At 45.5% G+C, this 24,122-nt stretch carries 20 protein-coding genes; 17 read left to right on the forward strand and 3 right to left on the reverse strand.

The window, feature by feature from the left end:
• The first annotated feature begins 80 nt into the window (after positions 1-80).
• The 3 genes from ACTHRG_RS04105 to ACTHRG_RS04115 all read left to right on the forward strand — a co-directional run bounded on the left by ACTHRG_RS04105 (position 81) and on the right by ACTHRG_RS04115 (position 2,103).
• A complete protein-coding gene (locus tag ACTHRG_RS04105; RefSeq protein ID WP_035328032.1) occupies positions 81-260 on the forward strand; it encodes a XapX domain-containing protein in 180 nt (59 codons plus the stop codon).
• A 371-nt stretch (positions 261-631) separates the two neighbouring features.
• Entirely contained in the window at positions 632-1,534 is a 903-nt protein-coding gene (locus ACTHRG_RS04110; protein WP_076257278.1) for a DMT family transporter, read from the forward strand.
• A gap of 26 nt (positions 1,535-1,560) precedes the next feature.
• Entirely contained in the window at positions 1,561-2,103 is a 543-nt protein-coding gene (locus ACTHRG_RS04115) for a cysteine dioxygenase (protein WP_076257056.1), read from the forward strand.
• Between the two features lie 28 nt (positions 2,104-2,131).
• On the opposite strand, the gene uvsE is transcribed toward ACTHRG_RS04115, so the two are convergent.
• Both uvsE and cls read right to left on the reverse strand, forming a co-directional pair.
• Positions 2,132-3,088, reverse strand: coding sequence for a UV DNA damage repair endonuclease UvsE (gene uvsE, locus ACTHRG_RS04120; protein WP_076257058.1), 957 nt, complete (start codon positions 3,086-3,088; stop codon positions 2,132-2,134).
• 186 nt (positions 3,089-3,274) lie between these two features.
• The gene (cls, locus tag ACTHRG_RS04125; protein ID WP_076257279.1) at positions 3,275-4,456 is read right to left on the reverse strand and encodes a cardiolipin synthase; all 1,182 of its coding nucleotides are present in this window, start codon (positions 4,454-4,456) and stop codon (positions 3,275-3,277) included.
• Between the two features lie 278 nt (positions 4,457-4,734).
• On the opposite strand from cls, the gene ACTHRG_RS04130 reads away from it, so the two are divergent.
• The 10 genes from ACTHRG_RS04130 (at position 4,735) to ACTHRG_RS04175 (ending at position 18,695) form a co-directional block, all read left to right on the forward strand.
• Positions 4,735-6,846 (forward strand): (Fe-S)-binding protein, encoded by a 2,112-nt coding sequence (locus ACTHRG_RS04130; RefSeq protein ID WP_076257060.1) that lies wholly within the window; start codon positions 4,735-4,737, stop codon positions 6,844-6,846.
• Between the two features lie 324 nt (positions 6,847-7,170).
• Positions 7,171-8,361: an acetyl-CoA C-acetyltransferase gene (locus ACTHRG_RS04135; protein ID WP_076257062.1), complete on the forward strand. Its 1,191-nt coding sequence runs from the start codon at positions 7,171-7,173 to the stop codon at positions 8,359-8,361.
• Positions 8,362-8,460: 99 nt separating this feature from the next.
• Positions 8,461-9,312 (forward strand): 3-hydroxybutyryl-CoA dehydrogenase, encoded by an 852-nt coding sequence (locus ACTHRG_RS04140; protein WP_076257064.1) that lies wholly within the window; start codon positions 8,461-8,463, stop codon positions 9,310-9,312.
• Positions 9,313-9,360: 48 nt separating this feature from the next.
• Positions 9,361-10,491 (forward strand): acyl-CoA dehydrogenase, encoded by a 1,131-nt coding sequence (locus ACTHRG_RS04145; RefSeq protein WP_076257066.1) that lies wholly within the window; start codon positions 9,361-9,363, stop codon positions 10,489-10,491.
• Positions 10,492-10,544: 53 nt separating this feature from the next.
• A complete protein-coding gene (locus ACTHRG_RS04150; protein ID WP_076257068.1) occupies positions 10,545-11,684 on the forward strand; it encodes an acyl-CoA dehydrogenase in 1,140 nt (379 codons plus the stop codon).
• Between the two features lie 31 nt (positions 11,685-11,715).
• Entirely contained in the window at positions 11,716-12,360 is a 645-nt protein-coding gene (locus ACTHRG_RS04155) for a TetR/AcrR family transcriptional regulator (RefSeq protein ID WP_035328010.1), read from the forward strand.
• 49 nt (positions 12,361-12,409) lie between these two features.
• The gene (icmF, locus tag ACTHRG_RS04160) at positions 12,410-15,676 is read left to right on the forward strand and encodes a fused isobutyryl-CoA mutase/GTPase IcmF (RefSeq protein WP_076257072.1); all 3,267 of its coding nucleotides are present in this window, start codon (positions 12,410-12,412) and stop codon (positions 15,674-15,676) included.
• 135 nt (positions 15,677-15,811) lie between these two features.
• A complete protein-coding gene (locus ACTHRG_RS04165; protein WP_197087643.1) occupies positions 15,812-15,988 on the forward strand; it encodes a hypothetical protein in 177 nt (58 codons plus the stop codon).
• A 242-nt stretch (positions 15,989-16,230) separates the two neighbouring features.
• Positions 16,231-16,812 carry a DNA-directed RNA polymerase subunit delta gene (rpoE, locus tag ACTHRG_RS04170; protein ID WP_440230625.1) on the forward strand — a complete coding sequence of 194 codons (582 nt, stop codon included), beginning with the start codon at positions 16,231-16,233 and terminating at the stop codon, positions 16,810-16,812.
• 275 nt (positions 16,813-17,087) lie between these two features.
• The gene (locus ACTHRG_RS04175; protein ID WP_076257074.1) at positions 17,088-18,695 is read left to right on the forward strand and encodes a CTP synthase; all 1,608 of its coding nucleotides are present in this window, start codon (positions 17,088-17,090) and stop codon (positions 18,693-18,695) included.
• Positions 18,696-18,772: 77 nt separating this feature from the next.
• Here the strand turns inward: ACTHRG_RS04175 and ACTHRG_RS04180 are convergent, their stop codons facing one another.
• Entirely contained in the window at positions 18,773-19,294 is a 522-nt protein-coding gene (locus tag ACTHRG_RS04180; RefSeq protein WP_076257076.1) for a DUF2529 domain-containing protein, read from the reverse strand.
• Positions 19,295-19,505: 211 nt separating this feature from the next.
• On the opposite strand from ACTHRG_RS04180, the gene ACTHRG_RS04185 reads away from it, so the two are divergent.
• From ACTHRG_RS04185 to ACTHRG_RS04200, 4 genes are all read left to right on the forward strand, one after another.
• A complete protein-coding gene (locus ACTHRG_RS04185) occupies positions 19,506-19,880 on the forward strand; it encodes a response regulator (RefSeq protein WP_172581936.1) in 375 nt (124 codons plus the stop codon).
• Between the two features lie 257 nt (positions 19,881-20,137).
• Complete coding sequence (locus ACTHRG_RS04190) at positions 20,138-20,995, forward strand: class II fructose-bisphosphate aldolase (RefSeq protein ID WP_048009440.1); 858 nt, start codon at positions 20,138-20,140, stop codon at positions 20,993-20,995.
• 146 nt (positions 20,996-21,141) lie between these two features.
• Complete coding sequence (fsa, locus tag ACTHRG_RS04195; protein WP_048009439.1) at positions 21,142-21,786, forward strand: fructose-6-phosphate aldolase; 645 nt, start codon at positions 21,142-21,144, stop codon at positions 21,784-21,786.
• A gap of 963 nt (positions 21,787-22,749) precedes the next feature.
• Positions 22,750-24,036: a UDP-N-acetylglucosamine 1-carboxyvinyltransferase gene (locus ACTHRG_RS04200; protein WP_076257077.1), complete on the forward strand. Its 1,287-nt coding sequence runs from the start codon at positions 22,750-22,752 to the stop codon at positions 24,034-24,036.
• Positions 24,037-24,122: the final 86 nt, after the last annotated feature.

Below are 24,122 nucleotides of genomic sequence, written 5' to 3' on the forward strand. Positions count from 1 at the left end.
GAAAAAGGGAAAGCTAAAGCCATATGTTTAAGGGTATTGTGAAACTGGTAAAACATAGTAGGTCATTTTAGGAGGGTCTCATGAAAATCGTTCTATTATCTATTCTTACAGGATTTGTAGTCGGATTCGTCTTTGCTTTCATGAAGCTGCCGATTCCCGCACCGCCAGCGCTTCCCGGGATTATGGGAATTGTCGGCATTTATCTTGGGTTTAAAGCATATGAAGTGGTTCTGCCCTGGCTGCAGGGGATATTGAGATAGATTGGGAAAGGATGTCCGAGGGAGTTTTGGGCATCCTTTTTGGTTTAAATGTGAACTTTGCAAATAGATCTGGAATGTCTGCAAATAAACATAGGAAATCAGCAAATAGATCCGGGATTTTTGCAAATAAACCTGGGAAATCAGCAAATAGATTCGGAAAACTACAAACAAACCCCGCAAAAACCGAAATCCAGACAGCAAACCGAAAGCTAAGGAGCAATTCTCAAAAAAGTAGTCAGCAAACCAGCCAAATCAGCAGCCAAATGATAAATTTAGGAACTAACCTGTCAAAACCGCCAAAAAAACACCGCATGTTACTTCCGGACGAGCATATCATGGTAAAAACCCTTCCGGAAAGGACATGCCCGCCCATGAAGCCACAGTTTGCAGCCTCACTTTATGCAACCATTTCGATCAGTTTTTGGGGAGTCTCTTTTGTCTCCACAAAAGCGGTTTTGGATAAGCTGGACCCTTATACTTTAATCATGCTCCGGTTTGCCATCGGAGCCGCTTTTCTGCTCCTTGTGCTTCTCTTGAAAAGATATCCGCTCCGGATTCCGCTTGAATATATTCCCCATTTAATTGTTCTCGGTGTACTTGGCGTTTTCATCCATCAGGTCATCCAGGTCACAGCCTTAGAGACGATAGACGCCTCCTCTGCGGGATGGATTATTTCTTTTTCACCTGTATTTACTGTGCTTCTCTCCATGATCTTTCTTCATGAAAAATTGACATTCCTTAAGACACTGGGCATTATAACTGCGATTTCCGGCGTGCTCATGGTAACGGGAGCGAGGAGCGGTCAGACGCTGGGATTTGCTTTAAATATAGGATATTTCCTAATGATTCTAAGTACACTGAATTGGGCCGTATATTCCATCCTGGTAAAAAAACTGCACATTAAGCTGCCTTCCCTTGTGGTCACATTTTATATGAGTCTGCTTGGGTGCATGCTGACGATTCCCTTTTTATTGAGAGATAGGGGATGGGAGAAATTCCATCTATTATCTGGTTCTGAATGGGCCCATATAATATTTCTGGGCATATTTGTTTCAGGGATCGGCTATTGGTACTGGTCCAAGGCACTCGAGGTTTTGGAAGCCTCCAAGGTATCGATGTTTATCTATATGGAGCCGTTATTTACCCTTATTGCGGCCATTCTTCTGCTTCGTGAAAAAATTTTCTTCATAAGCAGTATGGGCGGAATCATAATTATTATAGGAGTGATCATGGTGAATGGTCAGCTGAAATATTTTTCAGGGAGAAAACGATAATCCACATGAAAAGGGGGAATCGTTTAATGATTGAACGGTTTCAAAGCATTTTGGCTTCTTTAAAATCACCCTCTGCAGATGAACTAAAAATAGCTTTGGCCTCACTGAATATCAGGCTTGATGACCTGGTTCCACACCTGCAGCCGCCAGATGGAAAACCCTATTACCGCAAGCTGCTTTATCAAAATGATGAAGTGGAGCTGCTCGTTATGAACTGGTCGGATATCGAATGCGCTCCGCATGATCATGGAAACTCAAAGGGATGGATTCAAGTGTTAAATGGAGATTCGGAAAACACTGTTTTTGAAGTGAAGGAAGATGTCCCAATTGAGCTTTTTGCAGAGGTTAAGTCCCAAGGCTCCTTCTTTTTTGCGCCAAAAAAAGGTGTGCACAAAATGAAGAGCGCAGGCAGGGAAAACCTTGTCACACTGCACCTCTATTCGCCTCCGATTACGGGAATGAGGGTGTACGACCTGGGAAAATGTGCAGCCTGTGTAGTCTCTGAAGACTGCGGAGCCTGGTGGCCGGAGGAGCAGAGACAGAAGGTGAGGGAGATTCAGTTAAAATAAAAGGCGTTCCGCACATGGAACGCCTTCATTATTTCCACTCTACTTCCGCTCCGCCGATCCTTTTCACCCCGCGGATACTGCTGATATCCTCTGTCAGCTTAAGTGCAGCCTTGTCCTTGGCTTTCGCCTCGATCATAAAATCGACATCCTGATTAAAGGTCTTCAGCACGTCGAGAAGGGGCCGGATAAAATCCAGGTCAACATAGTCGGCATGGGATCGAAAGGCCTTTTCCGATTTGGGCGAGGAAATATGAATTTTCGGCTTGAGTCCTGTTTTGTCCCATGTCTGAAAAATCTCCGGGAGAATTTCTTCCAGCGGGCGGGTGCTGAGGTTCGCCATATGGTGATGATAATCGAATACAAGAGGGATGTTTTCCTTCTGGCAGGCCAGGAGGGTTTCATCCGCATTATAGGTTTTATCATCATTCTCAAGTGTCATCTGCTCTTTAATATGAGACGGCAGTGTCTTCAGATTTTCATGGAACCTGTCAATGGTCGAGAGCTTGTCACCGTAAGCCCCGCCAATATGGATGTTGATGACGCTTTTCTTTTCAACACCCATGGCCTCGAACATTCGATAATGGTATTCCATATCTTTAACTGCATTCCGGGTCACATCATCGCGCGGAGAAGTGAACAGGGTGAATTGATTGGGATGAAAGCTCACGCGGAGGTCATGTTTTTTAATCAAATCGCCAATCTCAAGCCATTTTTCTTTAAAGGGGGTGACAAAATCCCATAAAACCTCCGGATGGGTGGCCAAAGGCACGATGGAGCTTGAGAGCCGATACAGCTGAATTTCATGGGCGATATTAAAATAAAGCATTCGCAGCGTATTTTGCAGATTCACCGCTGTGACGGCCTTCAGCTTGTCCAGCCTTTCCTCTTCAGGCAGCTGCTGATAGCGTGTAAATGTTAATGTTCTTGCAGGAGATGCCTCCCACAGGCTGATCGCATGGGAAACATACCCCAGTCTGATTTTCAATTTGCAGCACCTTCTTTATGCCGATTTATATTCTGACAGAATGTAAATCTTTGTATTTCGAGAGCTGTCTAGCTCCAGCGCCTACCCCTCGAGGTCACAAGCCAAACCTTCCATAAAGGCAAAGAACGCCTTTCCGGAAGGCTCGTCTTGTGCTTGTCGGGGGTGGGCAAGGCGCTTCCGCTTTTCTTACAGAAAACTTGCCACAGACCGGGCAAGCATCTCTTTAAATGTCCGTAAAGGATCCAGACGGTTTAATTCTTTTAGGGTCAATCTCTTTGCATTTAGTATGTCTTTGTCTACAACAGCCTGGATTTGCTCTATGAACTCTTTGTCATAAATAAAGCAATTGATTTCATAATTTAAGAACAGGCTCCGCTTATCGAAATTGGCTGTTCCGATATCACTAATCTCATCATCGATTATAATCGCCTTTGCATGGTAAAAGCCCTTTTTGTACTCATACACATAAGCGCCTTCTTTTATCAAGGTTCTCAGATAAAAATAAGAGGCTTCTTTTACAAGAATATGATCTGTCACGCATGGGACGAGAATCTTGACCGTGACGCCGCGTTTCAGGGCATGGAGCAGATCCTTAAAAAGTCTTTTGCCCGGAATAAAATAGGGGGTCCCAATCGTAATGCTCGTTTTCGCATTCCTTATTAATGATGAGAAGCTTTCTTCCAGAAAAGCCCCTTTATAAGCCGCAAATTGATGGCGGTATTTACCTGCATGAAGCTCAGGGAAATAGACGCTGTTTGCGAGCAGGTCGGTCTTCGTTGCCTTATACCAGTCAGTCAGAAACTCTCTTTGCAGATCCTGCACGCCTTCCCCAAAAAATTTTAAATGGTAGTCACGCCACGGGTTCAGCTTTTTGTCCTGATTGATGTATTCTTTGCCAATATTAAAACCGCCGCTGTAACCGATCTTCCCATCAATAACAGTAATTTTCCGATGGTTCCGGGCCTGAAATGAATAAAAGAGAAAAGGCAGCTTTGGCACATGCGCAAACGAAAATTTGATGCCGCTGCTTTTCAGTTCCTTAACGGTTTTTCTTTTGACAGGAAAACTTCCTGCCCAATCCAAGAGAAGACGGACTTCCACTCCTTCTTTTGCTTTACCCATTAAAATGGATAAAAACTCCTTGCTGATTTTATCATCCTTCACAATATAAAATAAAACATGAATGTGCTTTTGGGCTTTCTTAAGCTCAGAGAAAAGATCATCAAATAATGAAGGCCCATCTGCAAACAATTCCATATCAGACTGCCGGATGGGTAAGGCGGTCCGCTCAAGCTTTTTCATATGGCTTTTCCGGCCCCATGTAAAATCGATATAGAGCCACAGGAATATGACGAGTAAAACGGCCATAAGGATATTCCAGACAGTCAATGCAATCTTCCTCTCGACAGGATTTTCCCGTTAGTATTTCCTGCCGTTCCATTTCTATCAGGGATTATTTCCAAACAGGAAGGACTTTTCCGCTTTAAAAAAGAAATTAATAAATGGAAATAATAAAATTTTTCGAACAAGTTTTAAGAAAAGTGGTTGACTGAATGCTCATTCATAATATAATGGGAGTAAGAGTAAATTCAGAAAATTATACTGTTTTTTAAATTTTCTAAGATGAGGAAAGGAGCACCATGCCCATGAACGGTTTATTATGGATCAACTTAATTGCATTCCTTCTTGTAACCGCTTACGCTATCAGCCTGTTTGTCTATGTTGTGAAGACGCGGATTGAATATATTAAGCTTGGCAAAAAGGTGGAGTTTGACGGCAAGGTGAAAGAGCGCCTTGAAAAGATCTGGGTCAATGTTTTTGGCCAGAAAAAGCTTTTAAAGGATAAGAAAAGCGGCATCATTCACGTGATGTTTTTCTACGGCTTCATTCTTGTCCAATTCGGAGCGATTGATTTTATTATCAAAGGAATTAAGCCAGGTGCACACCTGCCGCTTGGACCTTTATATCCCGGGTTCACCTTTTTCCAGGAAATTGTGACCCTTACGATCCTTGTTGCGGTAATCTGGGCTTTCTACCGCCGTTATGTGGAAAAGCTTGTCCGCTTAAAGCGCGGATTCAAATCAGGTCTCGTCCTTATTTTTATCGGAGGGCTCATGCTTTCCGTCCTGCTTGGCAATGGCATGAGCATGATCTGGCATGGCCATGAAGGAACCTGGACAGAACCGGTTGCTTCCCTGATTGCCGGCGGATTCTCATGGATGGGTGAGACAGCCTCAATTGCTGTCTTTTATATCGCATGGTGGATTCATTTATTATTCCTGCTTGCCTTCCTGGTGTATGTGCCTCAATCCAAGCACGCTCACTTAATCGCCGGACCGGCCAACGTATATTTCAACCGTCTGGACAATCCGGGGAAATTAAAGGCAATCGACTTTGAAGATGAATCACAGGAAAGCTTTGGTGTCGGAAAGATTGAAGATTTTACACAGCATCAGATGATTGACTTCTATGCGTGTGTAGAATGCGGACGCTGTACCAATATGTGTCCGGCAACCGGCACTGGAAAGATGCTTTCGCCGATGGATTTAATCCTGAAATTGCGTGATCATTTAACAAATCACGGCGCTGTTGTCACGTCGAAGCAGCCGTGGGTGCCGACATTCGCTTTTTCCAGCACGAAAGGCAATCAGCTTGCCCTTGCAGCTGCCGGCCAGGGTGCAGAAGAAGCTGCGGCTGGTCTTGCATACAGCCCAAGCCTGATTGGTGAAGTCATTACAGAAGAAGAAATCTGGGCTTGTACAACTTGCCGAAACTGTGAAGACCAATGTCCGGTAATGAATGAACATGTTGATAAAATTATCGACCTGCGCCGCTACCTTGTTTTAACTGAAGGTAAAATGGACGCTGACGCACAGCGCGCCATGACTAATATCGAGCGCCAGGGCAATCCTTGGGGACTGAACCGCAAGGAGCGTGAAGACTGGAGAGAAGCACGTGAAGATGTTCATGTGCCGACAGTGAAGGAAATGAAAAAGGCGGGCGAAGAGTTCGAATACTTATTCTGGGTTGGTTCGATGGGCTCTTATGACAACCGCAGCCAGAAGATCGCGCTTTCCTTTGCGAAACTAATGAATGAGGCGGGCGTCAAGTTCGCCATCCTTGGCAACAAGGAAAAGAACTCTGGTGACACGCCAAGACGTCTTGGAAACGAGTTCCTGTTCCAAGAGCTTGCCACTAAGAACATTGAAGAGTTTGAGAAGAATGAAGTGAAGAAGATTGTCACGATTGATCCTCATGCCTATAACATTTTCAAAAATGAGTATCCGGATTTCGGATTAGAGGCAGAGGTTTATCACCATACTGAAGTTCTTGCCCAGCTTGTGGAAGAAGGCAAGCTGAAGCCGCAATATGCAGTGGAAGAAACGATTACCTTCCATGATTCCTGCTATCTGGGACGCTACAACGAGGTATATGATCCTCCGCGTGAAATCCTTAAGAGCATCCCGGGCGTCAAGCTTGTGGAAATGGAAAGAAACCGCGAAACCGGCATGTGCTGCGGAGCGGGCGGCGGCCTGATGTGGATGGAAGAAGAAACCGGACACCGCATCAACGTATCACGTACAGAGCAGGCACTGGCAGTAAATCCATCCGTGATCAGTTCAGGATGTCCATACTGCTTAACCATGCTGTCTGATGGAACAAAAGCGAAAGAAGTGGAAGAACAGGTTCATACGTACGATGTTGCTGAAATTCTGGAAAAGTCCGTTATAGGTGAAAGCCGGAGTGTAGCATCCTAATATATTGAAAGTGGAAATTGAAGCACAGCAAAATTCATGTAATGCATTTTGACGAAAAATGTTTTTGCCTGAATTTTGTGTAAAGTGTTTCAATTTCTGCTATTTTTCTAGTAAAATAGAAAATGATAAAGCGCTTACAATTTTACCGGGTGACTGAAGACCGGGTAAATCCTTTTTTAACGCGGTCCTTTCGAGCGAGCGTTCAGTCAATGACCAGCACCTTCACAAACAGTTAACTTCAACTAGATCTGCAGCAAAGACTCTATTTTTTTCTAAATAATTTTTCGAACATTTTAAATTGATAGTACAAAGGAGCGATTCTTTATGGGGAAAACCGTAATTCTTAGCGGAGTAAGAACACCTTTTGGAAAATTTGCAGGAGGTCTCAGCAGCTTTACAGCTTCTGATCTTGGCGGATTTGCAGTTAAAGAAGCGCTGAACCGTGCCGGCGTTAACCCGGAGGATGTTGACGAAGTGATTCTCGGAACCGTTCTCCAGGGAGGACAGGGGCAAATCCCTTCACGCCAGGCTGCCAGAAAAGCAGGCTTGCCATGGGAAGTGAAAACGGAAACGATCAATAAAGTGTGTGCTTCCGGCATGCGAAGCGTCACATTAGGGGATCAGATTATTCGTGCGGGTGATGAGGAAGTCATCGTAGCAGGCGGCATGGAGTCCATGAGCAACGCGCCATACATTTTGCCAAAAGCACGCTGGGGCCTGCGCATGGGTGATTCCACGGTCAAGGATTTAATGGTCCACGACGGTTTAAGCTGCAGCTTCACAGGCGTCCATATGGGAACGTACGGAAACTCCACAGCGAAAGAATTCGAAATCAGCCGTGAAGAGCAGGACAATTGGGCTCTGAGAAGCCATGAACGTGCACTTGCTGCAATCGAATCCGGCAAACTGGCAGAAGAAATCGTTCCGGTGGAAGTTCCGCAGCGAAAAGGGGAACCGGTCGTTGTTTCTCAGGATGAGTCACCTCGTAAAGATACTTCTTTGGAAAAGCTCGCCAGGCTCGGATCTGTTTTTAACTCTGACGGAACGATTACTGCCGGGAATGCGCCTGGCGTCAACGACGGGGCCGCAGCATTGGTATTGATGAGCGAAGAACGTGCAGAACGAGAAGGCAAAAAACCGGAAGCTTATATTCTCGGCCATACAGCCCTTGCGGTGGAAGCCAAAGACTTCCCGCAGACACCGGGCCTTGTCATTAATGCTCTATTGAAAAAGACAGGAAAAACCCTGGAAGAGATTGATCTATTCGAAATAAATGAGGCATTTGCGGCCGTTGCTCTTACAAGCGGAAAAATTGCCGGTCTTGATGCAGAAAAAGTAAACGTCAACGGCGGGGCTGTGGCACTTGGCCACCCAATTGGAGCGAGCGGAGCAAGAATCATTCTGACCCTGATGCACGAACTGAAGCGCCGCGGAGGCGGAATCGGCATCGCAGCCATCTGCAGCGGCGGCGGCCAGGGCGATGCGGTGATGATTGAGGTTCCAAAGCAGCAGTGAATAGGGATTAGCGATAACACGATTCGAGCCAAAACGGTTCAGCGGCCATAAAAGTAAATATAGAACAACCGGCCAAACCCAAGAACGGAGGATACAAAAATGAACGTAAAAAACATTATGGTAATCGGTGCTGGACAAATGGGTTCAGGAATAGCACAGGTTTGTGCACAGGCAGGCTATAGCGTCATCTTAAATGACTTAAAGCCGGAGTTTGTGGAACGCGGCCTTGCTGTGATTAAAAAGAATCTTTCCCGCCAGGTGGAAAAAGAGCGCATGACAGCGGACGAGATGGAAGCAGTCCTGAAAAATGTAACCGCTTCAAGCGATCTTCAGGACGCCAAAAACGTAGAGCTCGTCATCGAAGCAGCGGTTGAAAACATGGAGATTAAAACGAAGATCTTCAGCCAGCTGGATGAAATTGCACCAGAGCATGCGATTCTGGCAAGCAACACGTCATCCCTTCCGATTACAGAAATCGCAGCAGCAACAAGACGTCCCGAAAAAGTAATCGGCATGCATTTTATGAACCCGGTGCCGGTGATGAAGCTAGTGGAAATCATCCGCGGCCTTGCGACTGCTGACGAAGTGTACCAAACGATTGAAGACATCACGAAGACACTCAAAAAAGTGCCAGTAGAAGTAAATGATTTCCCAGGGTTTGTATCCAACCGCATCCTGATGCCGATGATCAATGAAGCAATCTTCACGCTTTACGAAGGGGTCGCGACAAAAGAGGCCATTGATGAAGTGATGAAGCTTGGCATGAACCATCCAATGGGGCCGCTCACTTTGGCCGACTTTATTGGTCTAGATACATGCCTGTATATTATGGAAACCCTGCATGAAGGCTTTGGCGATGATAAATACCGCCCATGCCCGCTGTTAAGAAAATATGTAAAAGCAGGCTGGCTTGGCAAGAAGACAGGCAGAGGCTTTTACGTTTACGAATAAACCATTAGCCTTGGCCACCAGACCCGGGCAGCATCGGAGGGTATACAAATGAACCTGAGATTTACAGAAGAGCAGGAAATGATGAGAAAAATGGTGCGCGATTTTGCTCAGGCAGAAATCGCCCCTTTTGTTGAAAAAATGGAGCAGGGCGAGTTTCCAAGGGAGATTCTCCGCAAAATGGGCGAGCTTGGCCTGATGGGAATTCCCATTCCTGAAAAATACGGCGGATCGGAAATGGACTTTACTTCGTATATTATCGCCATCCATGAACTGTCCCGCGTAAGTGCGACGGTTGGTGTCATTTTATCGGTTCACACATCGGTTGGAACAAACCCAATCCTTTATTTCGGTACGGAAGAGCAAAAGCAGAAATATATTCCGAAGCTTGCTTCAGGCGAGTATCTCGGTGCTTTTTGCCTCACGGAACCGAGCGCAGGCTCGGATGCGGGAAGCTTAAAGTCCCGCGCGGTAAAAGACGGAAATCATTATGTCATTAATGGCTCAAAAGTGTTCATCACGAATGCCGGTGAAGCCGACGTATATATCGTATTCGCTTCCACAAATCCGGAGCTTGGCAGCAAAGGCATCTCCGCTTTCATTGTCGAGAAGGATACGCCAGGCCTTGTCTTTGGTAAAGATGAGCACAAAATGGGTCTGCATGGCTCCAGAACTCTGCAGCTGACATTTGAAGATATGCGGGTTCCGGCTGAAAATCTCCTCGGCAATGAAGGAGAAGGCTTCAAGATTGCGATGGCTAATCTGGATGCCGGACGGATCGGGATTGCTTCACAGGCACTTGGAATCGCAGAGGCAGCTTTTGAAGCAGCAGCAGGTTATGCAAAGGAACGCGTACAGTTCGGCAAGCCGATCGCCGCTCAGCAGGGTGTCGGTTTTAAGCTTGCAGACATGGCGACAAGCGTTGAAGCTTCAAAACTATTAATCTATCGCGCAGCAGACATGCGCCAGCGCGGCATCAAGTGCGGACTAGAAGCCTCCATGGCAAAGCTGTTTGCATCCAAAACAGCAGTAGACGTGACAACAGAGGCCATCCAGGTATTCGGAGGCTATGGATACACAGAGGATTACCCGGTTGAGCGCTACTTCCGCGATGCAAAAATTACCGAAATCTATGAAGGCACAAGCGAAATTCAGCGGATAGTCATCAGCAAACAGCTGTAAAGCTGCCTTTTAATAAAAAAATCAACGAATCCATATAAAGCGAGGGACCAACAATGAATTTCCAATTAAGTGAAGAGCATGAAATGATCAGAAAAATGGTGCGCGATTTTGCCAGGAATGAAGTGGCACCGACTGCTGCTGAACGTGACGAAGAAGAACGCTTTGACAGAGAGATTTTTGACAAAATGGCGGAGCTTGGATTAACAGGGATTCCGTGGCCTGAAGAGTACGGCGGAATCGGCAGTGATTACCTGGCATATTGCATCGCAGTTGAAGAGCTTTCCAGAGTATGTGCTTCTACAGGTGTAACTCTTTCTGCCCATACGTCCCTTGCAGGCTGGCCGATCTTCAAGTTCGGAAACGAAGAGCAAAAGCAAAAGTACTTAAAGCCAATGGCACAAGGTGAAAAAATCGGCGCATACGGCCTTACAGAGCCGGGCAGCGGATCTGATGCCGGCGGAATGAGAACGACAGCACGTCTTGAAGGCGATCATTACGTCTTAAACGGCAGCAAAATATTCATCACAAACGGCGGTATCGCAGATATCTATGTCGTGTTTGCCCTGACAGATCCATCATCCAAGCATAAAGGCACAACAGCGTTCATCGTGGAAGCAGGCTTTGAAGGCTTCTCTGTCGGCAAGAAGGAAAAGAAATTGGGGATCCGCTCCTCACCTACAACTGAGATTATTTTCGAAGAGTGCAAGGTTCCGGTTGAGAACGTGCTGGGCAATGTAGGCGAAGGCTTCAAAGTTGCCATGATGACACTTGATGGCGGCCGCAACGGCATCGCTGCCCAGGCAGTCGGAATCGCTCAGGGCGCACTGGATGCTTCGGTTGAATATGCAAAAGAGCGCCAGCAGTTCGGCAAGCCGATAGCTGCCCAGCAGGGAATCGGCTTTAAGCTGGCTGACATGGCCACAAGCATTGAAGCTTCAAGACTATTAACGTACCAGGCAGCATGGCTGGAATCAGAAGGACTTCCATACGGAAAAGAATCTGCCATGTCCAAACTTCTTGCCGGTGACACGGCCATGAAAGTGACAACTGACGCCGTTCAAATCTTTGGCGGCTACGGATATACAAAGGACTACCCGGTAGAACGCTACATGCGCGATGCCAAAATCACACAGATTTACGAGGGAACACAGGAAATCCAGCGTCTTGTAATCTCTCGTATGGTAACGAAATAATATGTCTGACTGGGGGAGGCGGTAGGTAACAATGAAAAAACGGGAAGTGCAGGCTTCTGTTAAAGATGAGCGTCTTGTCAAAAAAAGACGCGATCAGATGATTAAAGGTGCCGTCACCCTTTTTATCCAAAAAGGGTTCCATCGTACAACAACTAGAGAGATCGCAAAGGCATCTGGTTTTAGTATTGGAACGCTTTATGAATACATCCGGACAAAGGAAGACGTGCTGTACCTGGTTTGCGACAGCATTTACGACCAGGTCGCCGAGCGGCTTCAAAAAGGCCTTGATACAAAACAGGGCACACTTGAAAGCCTGAAGCAGGGCATCGCCGATTACTTCAAAGTGGTCGACGAAATGCAGGATGAAGTGCTAGTCATGTACCAGGAAGTAAAGGCGCTGACAAAGGACGCCCTTCCATATGTGCTCAAGAAAGAAATAGAAATGGTTGGCATGTTCGAGCATGTCATAACCCTTTGCGTGGAAAACGGGGAACTGGACCTGCCGGAGGAAAAAATCAAAATGATCGCCCATAACATTTTTGTTCAGGGGCAAATGTGGGCATTCCGCCGCTGGTCCCTGCAGAAAATGTACAGCATCGAGGAATATATCCAGCTGCAGACCAATCTTCTTTTTCAGGGAATAAAGGATTCGGGCAAGGTCTCGGAAAAAGCTTAAGAATAGTGCGCAGGGATTAGCCTTGCGTTTACGGACAAGGGGGAGAACGATGAGCAATCCAGAAGTCTATAAGCCGAAAAATCATATTCGTTTTGTAACGGCTTCCAGTCTATTTGACGGGCATGATGCTTCCATCAACATTATGCGACGCATCATCCAGGCAAGCGGGGCAGAGGTCATCCACCTCGGGCATAACCGTTCTGTGGAGGAAGTCGTAAATGCTGCGATTCAGGAAGATGTGCAGGGAATCGCCATTTCCTCTTATCAGGGAGGACATGTAGAATATTTCAAATATATGTATGATCTTCTGAAGGAAAGAGGCGCATCCCACATCCGCATTTATGGCGGAGGGGGCGGTGTTATTATCCCGAAGGAAATCAAAGAATTACATGACTACGGAATCGCGAGGATTTTTTCTCCGGAAGATGGCCGCCAATACGGCCTCCAAGGAATGATTGACCGAATGATCAAGGAGTGTGATTTCCCTACGTTCACAGCTGAAGCATCCGAGCAGATCGAAAAGCTTCAGGACGGGGAAACAAATGCCATTGCGAAGCTCATTACACTGGCTGAGCACCAGGTAACAGTAGGCAAGGAAGCGGCAGCTGCGCTTGAGCCGGTTATGGAGAAAGTAAAATCCCTGGAAAAGCAGGTTCCGGTTGTAGGGATTACAGGAACAGGCGGTGCCGGAAAAAGCTCGCTGACAGATGAGCTGATCCGCCGTTTCATTAATGAAATTCCGGAGAAAAAGGTCGCGATTCTTTCAGTTGATCCGACAAAGCAAAAAACGGGCGGTGCGCTTCTTGGCGACCGAATCCGCATGAACGCCATCTTTAATCCGCGAGTCTATATGCGAAGCCTGGCAACAAGAAATTCCCGCAGTGAGCTGTCGCTTGCGATTCAGGATGCGATTTCAGTTGTCAAAGCAGCCGGCTTTGATTTGATTATTGTGGAAACAAGCGGAATCGGGCAGGGGGATGCCGGCATTACGGAAATTTGTGATGCTTCGATGTATGTCATGACAAGTGAATTCGGTGCGCCATCCCAGCTTGAAAAAATTGATATGATCGATTATGCAGATTTGATCGTCATTAATAAATTTGAGCGCAAAGGCTCAGAGGATGCGATGCGCCAGGTGCAAAAGCAGTACCAGCGCAGCCGGATGCTTTTTGAAAAAGAGCTTGAAGACATGCCTGTCTACGGAACCATTGCGAGCCAGTTCAATGACCCGGGTACAAATGCGGTGTTTGCGGCACTGGTGGAAACGATTAATGAAAAAGCAGGAACTGACTGGAAAACAAGTTTTACAAAGAACGCAAAAGTTGAAAAGCAGAATGTCATTATCCCGAATGAACAGCGCTATTATCTCCGCGAAGTATCTGAAGCAGTCCGCGGCTTCCATAAGAAAGCCGAAGAGCAGGCCGATCTTGCCCGCAAACTGTTCCAGCTTGAGGGGGCAATGCTTGCTGTAAAAGAACAAGAAGGAAACGAAGAAGTGATTGCTTCTCTTGAAGCCATTAAATCAGCAGCAGAAGAAAAGCTGACGGCTGAAACAAAGAACATTCTGGCAGGCTGGGAAGATCTGAAGGAAAAGTACTCAGGCGAGCAATTTGTAACAAAAATCCGCGATAAAGACATCGTGACGGTTTTAAAAACAAAGAGCTTATCCGGGCTGTCTATTCCCAAAGTGGCACTGCCTAAGTACAAGGATTACGGAGAAATCATCCGCTGGGTATACAGAGAAAACGTGCCGGGTTCCTTCCCTTATACAGCCGGTGTGTTCCCATTCAAACGCGAGGGTGAAGATCCGAAAAGACAGTTTGCCGGAGAGGGTACGCCTGAACGGACAAACCGCCGCTTCCATTATCTATCCAAAGACGATGCCGCAAAGCGCTTAAGCACAGCCTTTGATTCTGTAACCCTCTACGGAGAAGATCCTGACTACCGCCCGGATATTTACGGAAAAGTCGGGGAAAGCGGCGTCAGCATCTGTACGCTTGATGATATGAAGAAGCTGTATGCCGGTTTTGATTTGTGCCATCCATCTACATCTGTTTCGATGACGATTAATGGGCCGGCGCCGATTATTTTGGCCATGTTCATGAACACGGCGATTGAACAGCAGATTGAGGCAAAAGAGCAGGAGCTTGGCCATGTGCTGACACTTGAAGAGTTCACCGAAGTAAGGGCGCAAACGCTGCAGACTGTCCGCGGGACGGTTCAGGCTGATATTTTAAAAGAGGACCAGGGACAAAATACTTGTATCTTCTCGACAGAGTTCGCTTTAAGAATGATGGGGGATATTCAACAGTACTTCATTGACCACAAGGTCCGCAATTACTACTCTGTATCGATTTCCGGCTACCATATCGCGGAAGCGGGCGCTAACCCGATTTCACAGCTTGCCTTTACACTGGCAAATGGCTTTACGTATGTAGAGTACTATTTGAGCAGAGGCATGAACATCAATGATTTTGCACCAAACCTTTCATTCTTCTTCTCGAATGGACTGGATCCGGAGTATACCGTGCTCGGCCGTGTGGCGCGCCGCATTTGGGCAACGGTTATGAGAGATAAATATGGTGCGAACGAGAGAAGCCAGAAGCTGAAGTACCATATCCAGACTTCAGGACGTTCCCTGCATGCACAGGAAATCGATTTTAACGATATCCGCACAACGCTGCAGGCGTTAATGGCGCTTCAGGATAACTGCAACTCGCTTCATACCAATGCGTATGATGAAGCCATCACGACACCGACGGAAGAGTCTGTCCGCCGGGCAATGGCCATCCAGATGATCATTACAAAAGAGCATGGCTTGTCGAAAAATGAAAATCCGCTTCAGGGCGCATTTATCGTGGATGAGCTGACAGATCTTGTGGAAGAGCAGGTGCTGAGAGAGTTCGAACGCATCAATGACCGGGGCGGCGTTCTCGGCGCCATGGAAACTCAATATCAGCGCGGCAAAATCCAGGATGAGTCCATGTACTATGAAATGAAAAAGCATACCGGCGAGCTTCCGATCATCGGGGTTAACACTTACTTGAACCCTAATCCTCCATCAGAGGATGAAATGAACAACATGGAGCTTGCAAGGGCAACGAAGGAAGAAAAAGAAACGCAAATCCGCAATCTGCGCAGCTTCCAGGAACGCAACAAAGACAAATCGGAAGAGGCACTGAACCAATTGAAGGAAGCAGCAGTCAGCGGCGGAAACATCTTCGCCGAGCTGATGGAAACCGTCAAAGTGGCAAGCCTCGGCCAGATTACCCGTGCATTATACGAAGTGGGCGGGCAGTACCGGCGGAATATGTAAAAACAGGGCCTGCAGCAGCAGGCCCTTGTTTTCTGCACTATTTTTTAACATAGAATTAATATAAAATACATCCATATCCTATATAATGGAATCAATACATAGCAATGCACTTCGGGAAACCTGGGATGTGAAAATATGAAAAAAATCTTGCTCTACGCAGCCATACTTGCCGCTGCTGCAGGTGTTTACTTTTTATATGGAAAACAGCTGGGAGCCATAGCATTCTTCCTGCTCTCCATCTACTTCACCTGGCTCGCCTATAAAAAATGGGACCGGCCGCTGAGGGGCAGGAGGCGGAGAAGGGCAGATTAGGTAAATCGGACACATATGGATTTTACCTGCTGGCCTTAGATGCTGAACGAAAAATAATCTCCATAAAAATGTACGGAACAGCAGATATAACTGGCATAAACCGTAAAAATTTGTTTATAATGAAGAATATGCCTTCTTGCAGGCTGTCCGCATGCATTTGCAGGGCCCTGCGGAAATTCAACTTTTATAGTTTATAATTTGCGCGTGTATGAGCGTTTACATAGGGAAAGGAAGTGCTGATATTGAGTTTGGAACAGTTCTCAAAAGAAGAATTGCAGGAAATGTCATTAATCGAAGTGGCTTATGAACTTCTGACAAGCAAAAAAGAACCAATGGCCTTTAATGACATCATGAATGAAGTAGCTAAACTTATGAACCTTTCAGGGGAACAAGTCAAGGGGAAAATTGCACAGTTCTATACAGATTTAAATATAGATGGCCATTTCATCGGATTAGGTGATAACCGCTGGGGTCTTCGTTCATGGTATCCGGTTGACCAATATGAAGAAGAAGTCGTAACGGTAATCAAGCCTAAGAAGAAAAAGGCGAAGAAAAAGGACGACGACGATCTCGATCTTGAAGATTATGATGAACTGGATGAAGAGGATATCGACTACGATGATATCGACGGATTCGATGATGATGATCTGACTGATGACGATGATGAAGATCTTCTCGACGATGACGATGATCTTGAAGATGATGATGATTTCGAAGACGATGATGATATCGTAGAAAAAGATGAAGAATTCGACCTTGGCGATGATGACGAAGAGCTTGAGGAAGATGACCTCGAAGCTGATGAAGAGGAAGAAGATTTATAACCTTGACTTTTCGTTTCAGGGCTTGTAGAATACTTTTTGGGCTCCTTAAAAAAGGACGATTCGTTTAGACGCTAATAGCGCTCCCTTACTTACTTAAGTAAGAGGAGCGCTTTTTATTTTTTTTTACAGGCCATGTGCCTTTTCAAGAAGAGCTAAACCATCCCTTTGCGATAAGCTTCCGCTGAAAAAAACGGAGGCTGAACAATAGAATTTTTTTCATCAAGTCTTTAAACCGGCATCATTATGCACAAACTGATATCAAGGGGGAATTTTTCATGACTAAGTATATTTTTGTTACGGGCGGAGTTGTTTCGTCACTGGGAAAAGGAATCACGGCAGCATCGCTTGGCCGCCTGCTGAAAAACAGAGGGTTAACGGTTACGATTCAGAAATTCGATCCTTACATAAATGTGGATCCGGGAACCATGAGCCCGTACCAGCATGGTGAGGTGTTTGTAACAGGTGACGGCGCAGAGACGGACCTGGACTTAGGCCACTACGAGCGCTTTGTTGATATTAACCTGACAAAGTACAGCAGTGTAACGACTGGTAAAATTTACTCCACTGTCCTTAGAAAAGAGCGCCGCGGCGACTATAACGGCGGAACGGTACAGGTTATTCCGCATATCACAAATGAAATCAAGGATAAAGTTTTCCGTGCAGGCCATGAAACGAATTCTGATGTGGTCATCACAGAAATCGGCGGAACAGTAGGGGATATTGAGTCACTTCCATTCCTTGAAGCGATTCGCCAGATCAAGAGCGATATCGGCCGCGATAATGTCATGTATATTCACTGTACACTGGTTCCTTACATCAAGGCAGCAGGCGAAATGAAAACAAAGCCGACACAGCACAGTGTTAAAGAACTAAGAAGCCTTGGCATTCAGCCAAACGTCATCGTTCTCCGTACAGAAATGCCAATTTCCCAGGATATGAAGGACAAAATTGCGCTATTCTGTGATATCGATAAAGAAGCAGTTATTGAAGCAACAGATGCGGATACTTTATATTCTATCCCGCTATCTCTTCAAGATCAGAAGCTTGATGAAATCGTCTGCAAGCATTTGAAGCTGGATTGCGGAGAAGCAGAGATGACTGAGTGGAAACAGCTGGTTGACAAGGTTCTAAACCTTTCAAGGAAAACCAAGATTGGCCTTGTCGGTAAATATGTTGAATTGCAGGATGCTTACATTTCTGTTGTGGAAGCCCTAAAACATGCAGGTTATGCCTACGATTCTGATATTGAAATCAAATGGATCAACTCTGAAGAAGTGGACAGCACGAACGTGAATGAACTGCTTCAGGACGTGGACGGAATCCTGGTTCCGGGCGGATTTGGCGACCGCGGCATTGAAGGGAAAATCCTTGCCATTCAATATGCGCGAGAAAACAAAAAGCCATTCCTTGGCATATGCCTGGGCATGCAGCTGGCTTCGATTGAATTTGCAAGAAACGTACTGGGTCTTGAAGGGGCGCACTCAGCAGAAATTGCTCCTGAAACACCGCATCCAATTATCGACCTTCTGCCTGAGCAAAAGGATATAGAGGATTTAGGCGGAACTCTAAGACTTGGTTTACAAGCTTGTAAATTGAATGAGGATACAAAAGCCTTTGACGCATACCAGGATGAAGTGGTATATGAGCGTCATCGCCATCGCTATGAGTTCAACAACCACTACCGTCAGGATATGGAAAAAGCAGGCTTTGTCTTCTCCGGTACAAGCCCGGACGGCCGACTGGTGGAAATCATCGAAGTCAAGGATCACCCTTGGTTCGTCGCTTCCCAGTTCCATCCTGAATTTATCTCAAGACCAACCCGCCCTCAGCCATTATTCCGTGAATTTGTCGGGGCATCATTGAAGGTTAGCGAGAAACTATAATATGTGAAAAATCCCTCCGGATGCGGAGGGATTTTTTGTTTTTGCTTCGAACCTTTTTACAGATGAAACCCCAAAATCTACTCAAACTCCGCCAAAATCTCATCAATTGTAAACTTGATTCCATAATACACAAACAAAGCAGCCATGGAGGCCGGATAGCCGAAGCGATTGCCCTCCTCGTCAGGCAGAAGGCCTTTCGCAAGCTTTAAATCTACATGAACATCAGCCAAATCAGCCAGACTGCCGCCACTTTCAGTTCTTAAAGTGCTTACTGCCACAAATGGGATCCCTTTTTCGGACAAAGACTTTGCCAGAGCGGCTGCGTCTTCGTCATCCGAATATCTTGAAAAGATGATAACCCGGTCTGTTTCAGAGACTTCGGAATCTTTCTCCAAAATCGCTGCATCTCTAAGCGGTTCCTGGCTTTGAACGGCTTCATAGCCGATTGCAGCCATTTCTTTAGTTCCGTAAATATATATTTTTCCATCACCGGCAGCAGCCTGGGCCAAAAGGCGGGCGCTGTCCTCTATGGAAAATTCCTCTTTTTCCTGAAGTCTTTTAAATAATCCTGTCAGCTGGGTAGAAAACATCTTCAGCAAATCCGTTCACTCCTTCATCTCTTCCTGCGGTTCTATTATAGAGAATAGAGAAAGAAAGGTAAAATATTCAAAGGTAATTGCTAAAATAAGAAGGAATAATCATGTTTCACAGAGAAAATAGCTGTAGGAGAATGTATAGTTAAGTGACCTGCAGTCATAATTCAGTATGGTTTTAAACCTAAGTGCTTTTAATACGACAGAAAGAGGTGGCTTGATGAAAGGGAAAATTTTAATCGTAGATGATCAGTTCGGAATCCGTATTTTACTTAATGAGGTACTGCAGAAGGAAGGGTACGACACATACCAGGCTGCCAATGGAGTCCAGGCTCTCGACATTGTTTCCAAGCATTCGCCTGATCTTGTTCTTCTTGATATGAAAATACCGGGAATGGACGGGATTGAAATTTTAAAAAGAATGAGAGTAGTGGATAAAGATATCCGCGTTATTATCATGACGGCTTACGGTGAACTCGATATGATTCAGGAAGCAAAGGATCTGGGTGCTCTTACTCACTTTGCGAAGCCATTCGATATTGATGATATCAGGGCGGCAGTAAAGAAATATTTGCTGGTCCCTAACTCGTAATAAGCCAAAAATATCCGTTTTTAACCTGAAATTCCAACACGATAAAAATGATAGCGTTTGCTTTATGACAATTCATAAAAACGCGCTGGAATAATGGCTTTTCTAAGTCCTTTTTGGTATGATAACAGATGAATTCCAAAGGGTCGTCTCAGTTTAGCGGACTATTTTAAGGGTACATATTCGATAGTGTTAAGGGGAAAACTTTAACAGTATTTAGTCTGTTGAACTTAAACGATTATCAATAAGGAGGAAGAAAAATGCCTTTAGTTTCTATGACTGAAATGCTTAATAAAGCAAAATCAGAAGGCTATGCAGTAGGTCAATTTAACTTAAACAACCTTGAGTTCACTCAAGCGATCCTGCAGGCGGCAGAAGAAGAAAAATCACCGGTTATCCTTGGTGTTTCCGAAGGTGCTGCACGCTACATGGGCGGTTTTAAAACGGTTGTAAAAATGGTTGAAGGACTGCTTGAAGATTACAAAATTACCGTTCCTGTGGCTATTCACTTAGACCACGGTTCAAGTTTTGATAAATGTAAAGAAGCAATCGATGCCGGATTCACATCTGTTATGATCGATGCTTCCCATGATCCATTCGAACAAAACGTGGAGACTACTTCAAAAGTAGTTGAATATGCACATTCAAAAGGCGTTTCAGTAGAAGCAGAGTTAGGAACTGTCGGCGGACAGGAAGACGATGTTATTGCTGATGGCGTTATTTATGCTGATGCAAAAGAATGTGAAGAGCTGGTTAAGCGTACAGGCATCGACTGCCTTGCTCCGGCACTGGGTTCTGTTCATGGACCATACAAAGGTGAGCCTAACCTTGGCTTTGCTGAAATGGAAGAGATCGGAAACCTTACAGGTGTTCCTCTGGTTCTTCATGGCGGTACTGGAATCCCGACAAAGGATATCCAAAAATCCGTTTCTTTAGGAACTGCTAAAATCAATGTAAACACTGAAAACCAAATTGCTTCCGCAAAACGCGTTCGTGAAGTATTGGCAGCAGATACAGAAGTATACGATCCGCGCAAATACTTAGGACCGGCACGCGAAGCGATTAAAGAAACAGTAATCGGCAAAATGCGCGAATTTGGTTCTTCAAACAAAGCATAATAAAATAACTGCACGAAAAACCGCTTCTAGAATTAGGGGCGGTTTGCCTTATTTATTGAGGCGAATTAGCATGTAAGGCTTTACAGAATCGCAGCTTTATTTAATAATACATAGATATCAGAATATTTTATAAGGTGGGATTTTATATGAAGTTTTTCATCGATACAGCGAACATGGACGAAATTAAAGAAGCATATGCCCTTGGGGTGGTTGCAGGAGTAACAACGAACCCATCATTGGTCGCAAAGGAAAAGAATGTATCCTTCCCTGACCGCCTTCGCGAAATCACGGAGTTAGTGCCAGGCTCAGTCAGCGCCGAAGTCATCGCTCTAGATGCTGAAGGCATGATTAAAGAAGGAAGAGAGCTTGCAGCGATTGCACCAAACATCACAATCAAGGTGCCAATGACACCGGATGGCCTGAAAGCCGTAAGCGCTTTTTCAAAAGAAGGCATTAAAACAAATGTAACGCTGATCTTCAGTGCAAACCAGGCGCTGCTTGCTGCAAGAGCAGGTGCTACATACGTTTCTCCATTCCTTGGACGTTTGGACGATATTGGCCACAACGGTCTTGATCTAATCTCCACAATTGCAGAGATCTTTGCGATTCATGACATTGATACAGAAATCATCGCGGCTTCCATCAGACATCCTCAGCATGTGACGGATGCAGCATTAAGAGGAGCTCATATCGCGACAATTCCTTATAAAGTCATCCAGCAATTATTCAACCATCCTCTGACAGATAAGGGAATCGAAGCGTTCCTTGCAGACTGGAACTCAAGAGGATAAAGTGAAACCTCAATCAGTTGGGAGTGCTTTTCTCCCTGCTGATTGTTAGTTGAGGCCCACAGGAGTGGGTCACAAAGACGTTGCCACAGGATATGGCGTTATTAGTCTTTGTTCTTCTTTTCGGGCCTTTACGGGCAGTTTGCCCCCTCTTATCCTCCAATGATTTCTTTGAGTCTTGAAGTGGGGGGTTCTTACTGCACGTTAGACTGTGATAAGCGTTCTTCGGAAAAATACTCTAGAAAACTGGCTTTGTTTCGGTGCTGAATCGGATCAAGCCAGCCCCAATACTTGTACCTCGGTTTTTTAGTGCTTCTTTCTTAATTTTAGGCAGTTTTAGCAAGGTTTGTTGCTTTTTGTATCTTATTTACTGAGTTGATTGGAGCGGAAGGTGCGAGATCCTCGAAAATGCATTCGCATTTTCTTCGTGCGGTGTTTACTCAAGGGAGCTTATTCAATGTCCTGCGGGAGTAGCGGGACAGGTGAGACCCCGCAGACGCGCGGCGTCGAGGAGGCTCACCGTCTGCTAAGCGGTTCGCTGAGCATCCTGGAGCGGAAATCAACGGACAAGATTGATAGGTGAAAAATAATTTTATTTGAAAAGAGCCTAATTTTAACTTTTTTTGATTACAATACATGAGATTTGATTTTTCGTGTAAACTATAAGATAAAGATAATGTCGGATTCTGTAAAAAACATATGGAAAATTGTTCCTTATGCAACTTGCAATGTTGCAAAATGCAGATACATGATAATATGTAAGTGCATATTTTCCCAAAGACTATATTTTTCCGATATTAAAAAAAGACAAGCCTATTGGGTTTCTTATAGAAGCTATGGCTATTTCCTGCCAAAGTTGGTTAGAAAAGTAGTGTGTAGCTTTTGCTGTAAGGGCTATCAATTTTTTAAATATTGAAGTCAAATTCCAGCATATGTGTTTAACAACGGCTTAGAAGGGAGTTACAAATGGAAAAGCTAATGATTGCAGGTGGATATCCTTTAAAAGGCACTGTCCGGATCAGCGGAGCGAAGAATAGTGCCGTCGCACTGATTCCAGCTACCATTTTAGCGGAATCGCCTGTAACAATTGAAGGTTTGCCGGATATTTCGGATGTACAAATTCTAAAAGATTTGCTTGAAGAAATAGGGGGCACTGTCGAATTCTCTGAAAATGATATGACAGTGGATCCCTCTTCCATGATTTCCATGCCTTTGCCGAACGGAAAAGTAAAAAAACTGCGCGCTTCCTATTATTTAATGGGAGCGATGCTCGGCCGGTTTAAAAAAGCGGTTATTGGACTTCCAGGAGGGTGCCACCTCGGGCCAAGGCCGATCGACCAGCATATAAAAGGGTTTGAAGCTCTTGGCGCTCGTGTGACCAATGAGCAGGGAGCCATTTACCTTCGTGCCGATGAACTGCGCGGAGCCCGTATTTATCTCGACGTTGTCAGTGTGGGAGCAACCATCAATATCATGCTTGCCGCTGTCAGGGCAAAAGGCAGAACCATTATCGAAAATGCAGCAAAAGAGCCTGAAATCATTGATGTTGCTACGCTTTTGACCAATATGGGCGCAAAAATCAAGGGTGCCGGCACAGATGTGATCCGCATTGATGGCGTGGATCATCTGCATGGCTGCCAGCATACGATCATCCCGGACCGGATTGAAGCGGGAACGTATATGATTGTTGGTGCAGCGGCCGGAGAAGGCGTGCTGATTGACAATGTCATTCCGCATCATCTGGAGTCCTTAATTGCCAAGCTGCGCGAAATGGGCGTTCAGATTGAAACGAACGATGACCAGGTATTTGTCGGGCCAGCTGAGAAAATGAAAGCTGTGGACATTAAAACACTTGTTTATCCAGGGTTTCCTACAGACCTGCAGCAGCCGCTGACTTCTCTGTTAACGAATGCAGAAGGGACAAGCATGGTCACTGATACCATTTATAGTGCCCGTTTTAAGCATATTGATGAGCTGCGCAGAATGAATGCCAACATTAAAGTGGAAGGGCGCTCTGCGATCATCAATGGGCCTGTTCAGCTTCAGGGTGCTAAAGTTAAGGCGAGCGATTTGCGCGCAGGCGCTGCACTGGTAATTGCCGGCTTAATGGCGGAAGGAGTTACTGAAGTCACAGGCTTAGAGCATATCGACAGAGGCTACAGCCACCTGGTTGAAAAGCTGAATGGACTTGGTGCCACAATCTGGCGCGAAGAAATGAGCAAAGAAGAAATGGAACAAATGAAGAACGCATAAATAGAACACCTTTGAATATTGACAGCTGACTGATCTTTGTAAGATCAGCAGAAAAATATAAATTAAGGCAGGCATGCGGTGCCGGA

It is taken from the genome of Cytobacillus sp. SAFR-174, assembly GCF_051964675.1.
In the GTDB taxonomy this organism is placed as follows: Bacteria; Bacillota; Bacilli; order Bacillales; family Cytobacillaceae; genus Cytobacillus.

Coding starts and splice junctions, on each gene's coding strand:
- ACTHRG_RS04105 (WP_035328032.1), top strand. CDS start 81: ATGAAAATCGTTCTATTATCTATTCTTACAGGATTTGTAGTCGGATTC.
- ACTHRG_RS04130 (WP_076257060.1), top strand. CDS start 4,735: ATGAACGGTTTATTATGGATCAACTTAATTGCATTCCTTCTTGTAACC.
- ACTHRG_RS04115 (WP_076257056.1), top strand. CDS start 1,561: ATGATTGAACGGTTTCAAAGCATTTTGGCTTCTTTAAAATCACCCTCT.
- ACTHRG_RS04190 (WP_048009440.1), top strand. CDS start 20,138: ATGCCTTTAGTTTCTATGACTGAAATGCTTAATAAAGCAAAATCAGAA.
- ACTHRG_RS04155 (WP_035328010.1), top strand. CDS start 11,716: ATGAAAAAACGGGAAGTGCAGGCTTCTGTTAAAGATGAGCGTCTTGTC.
- ACTHRG_RS04150 (WP_076257068.1), top strand. CDS start 10,545: ATGAATTTCCAATTAAGTGAAGAGCATGAAATGATCAGAAAAATGGTG.
- ACTHRG_RS04175 (WP_076257074.1), top strand. CDS start 17,088: ATGACTAAGTATATTTTTGTTACGGGCGGAGTTGTTTCGTCACTGGGA.
- ACTHRG_RS04110 (WP_076257278.1), top strand. CDS start 632: ATGAAGCCACAGTTTGCAGCCTCACTTTATGCAACCATTTCGATCAGT.
- ACTHRG_RS04135 (WP_076257062.1), top strand. CDS start 7,171: ATGGGGAAAACCGTAATTCTTAGCGGAGTAAGAACACCTTTTGGAAAA.
- ACTHRG_RS04165 (WP_197087643.1), top strand. CDS start 15,812: ATGAAAAAAATCTTGCTCTACGCAGCCATACTTGCCGCTGCTGCAGGT.
- ACTHRG_RS04140 (WP_076257064.1), top strand. CDS start 8,461: ATGAACGTAAAAAACATTATGGTAATCGGTGCTGGACAAATGGGTTCA.
- icmF (WP_076257072.1), top strand. CDS start 12,410: ATGAGCAATCCAGAAGTCTATAAGCCGAAAAATCATATTCGTTTTGTA.
- cls (WP_076257279.1), bottom strand. CDS start 4,456: ATGGCCGTTTTACTCGTCATATTCCTGTGGCTCTATATCGATTTTACA.
- ACTHRG_RS04145 (WP_076257066.1), top strand. CDS start 9,361: ATGAACCTGAGATTTACAGAAGAGCAGGAAATGATGAGAAAAATGGTG.
- fsa (WP_048009439.1), top strand. CDS start 21,142: ATGAAGTTTTTCATCGATACAGCGAACATGGACGAAATTAAAGAAGCA.
- ACTHRG_RS04200 (WP_076257077.1), top strand. CDS start 22,750: ATGGAAAAGCTAATGATTGCAGGTGGATATCCTTTAAAAGGCACTGTC.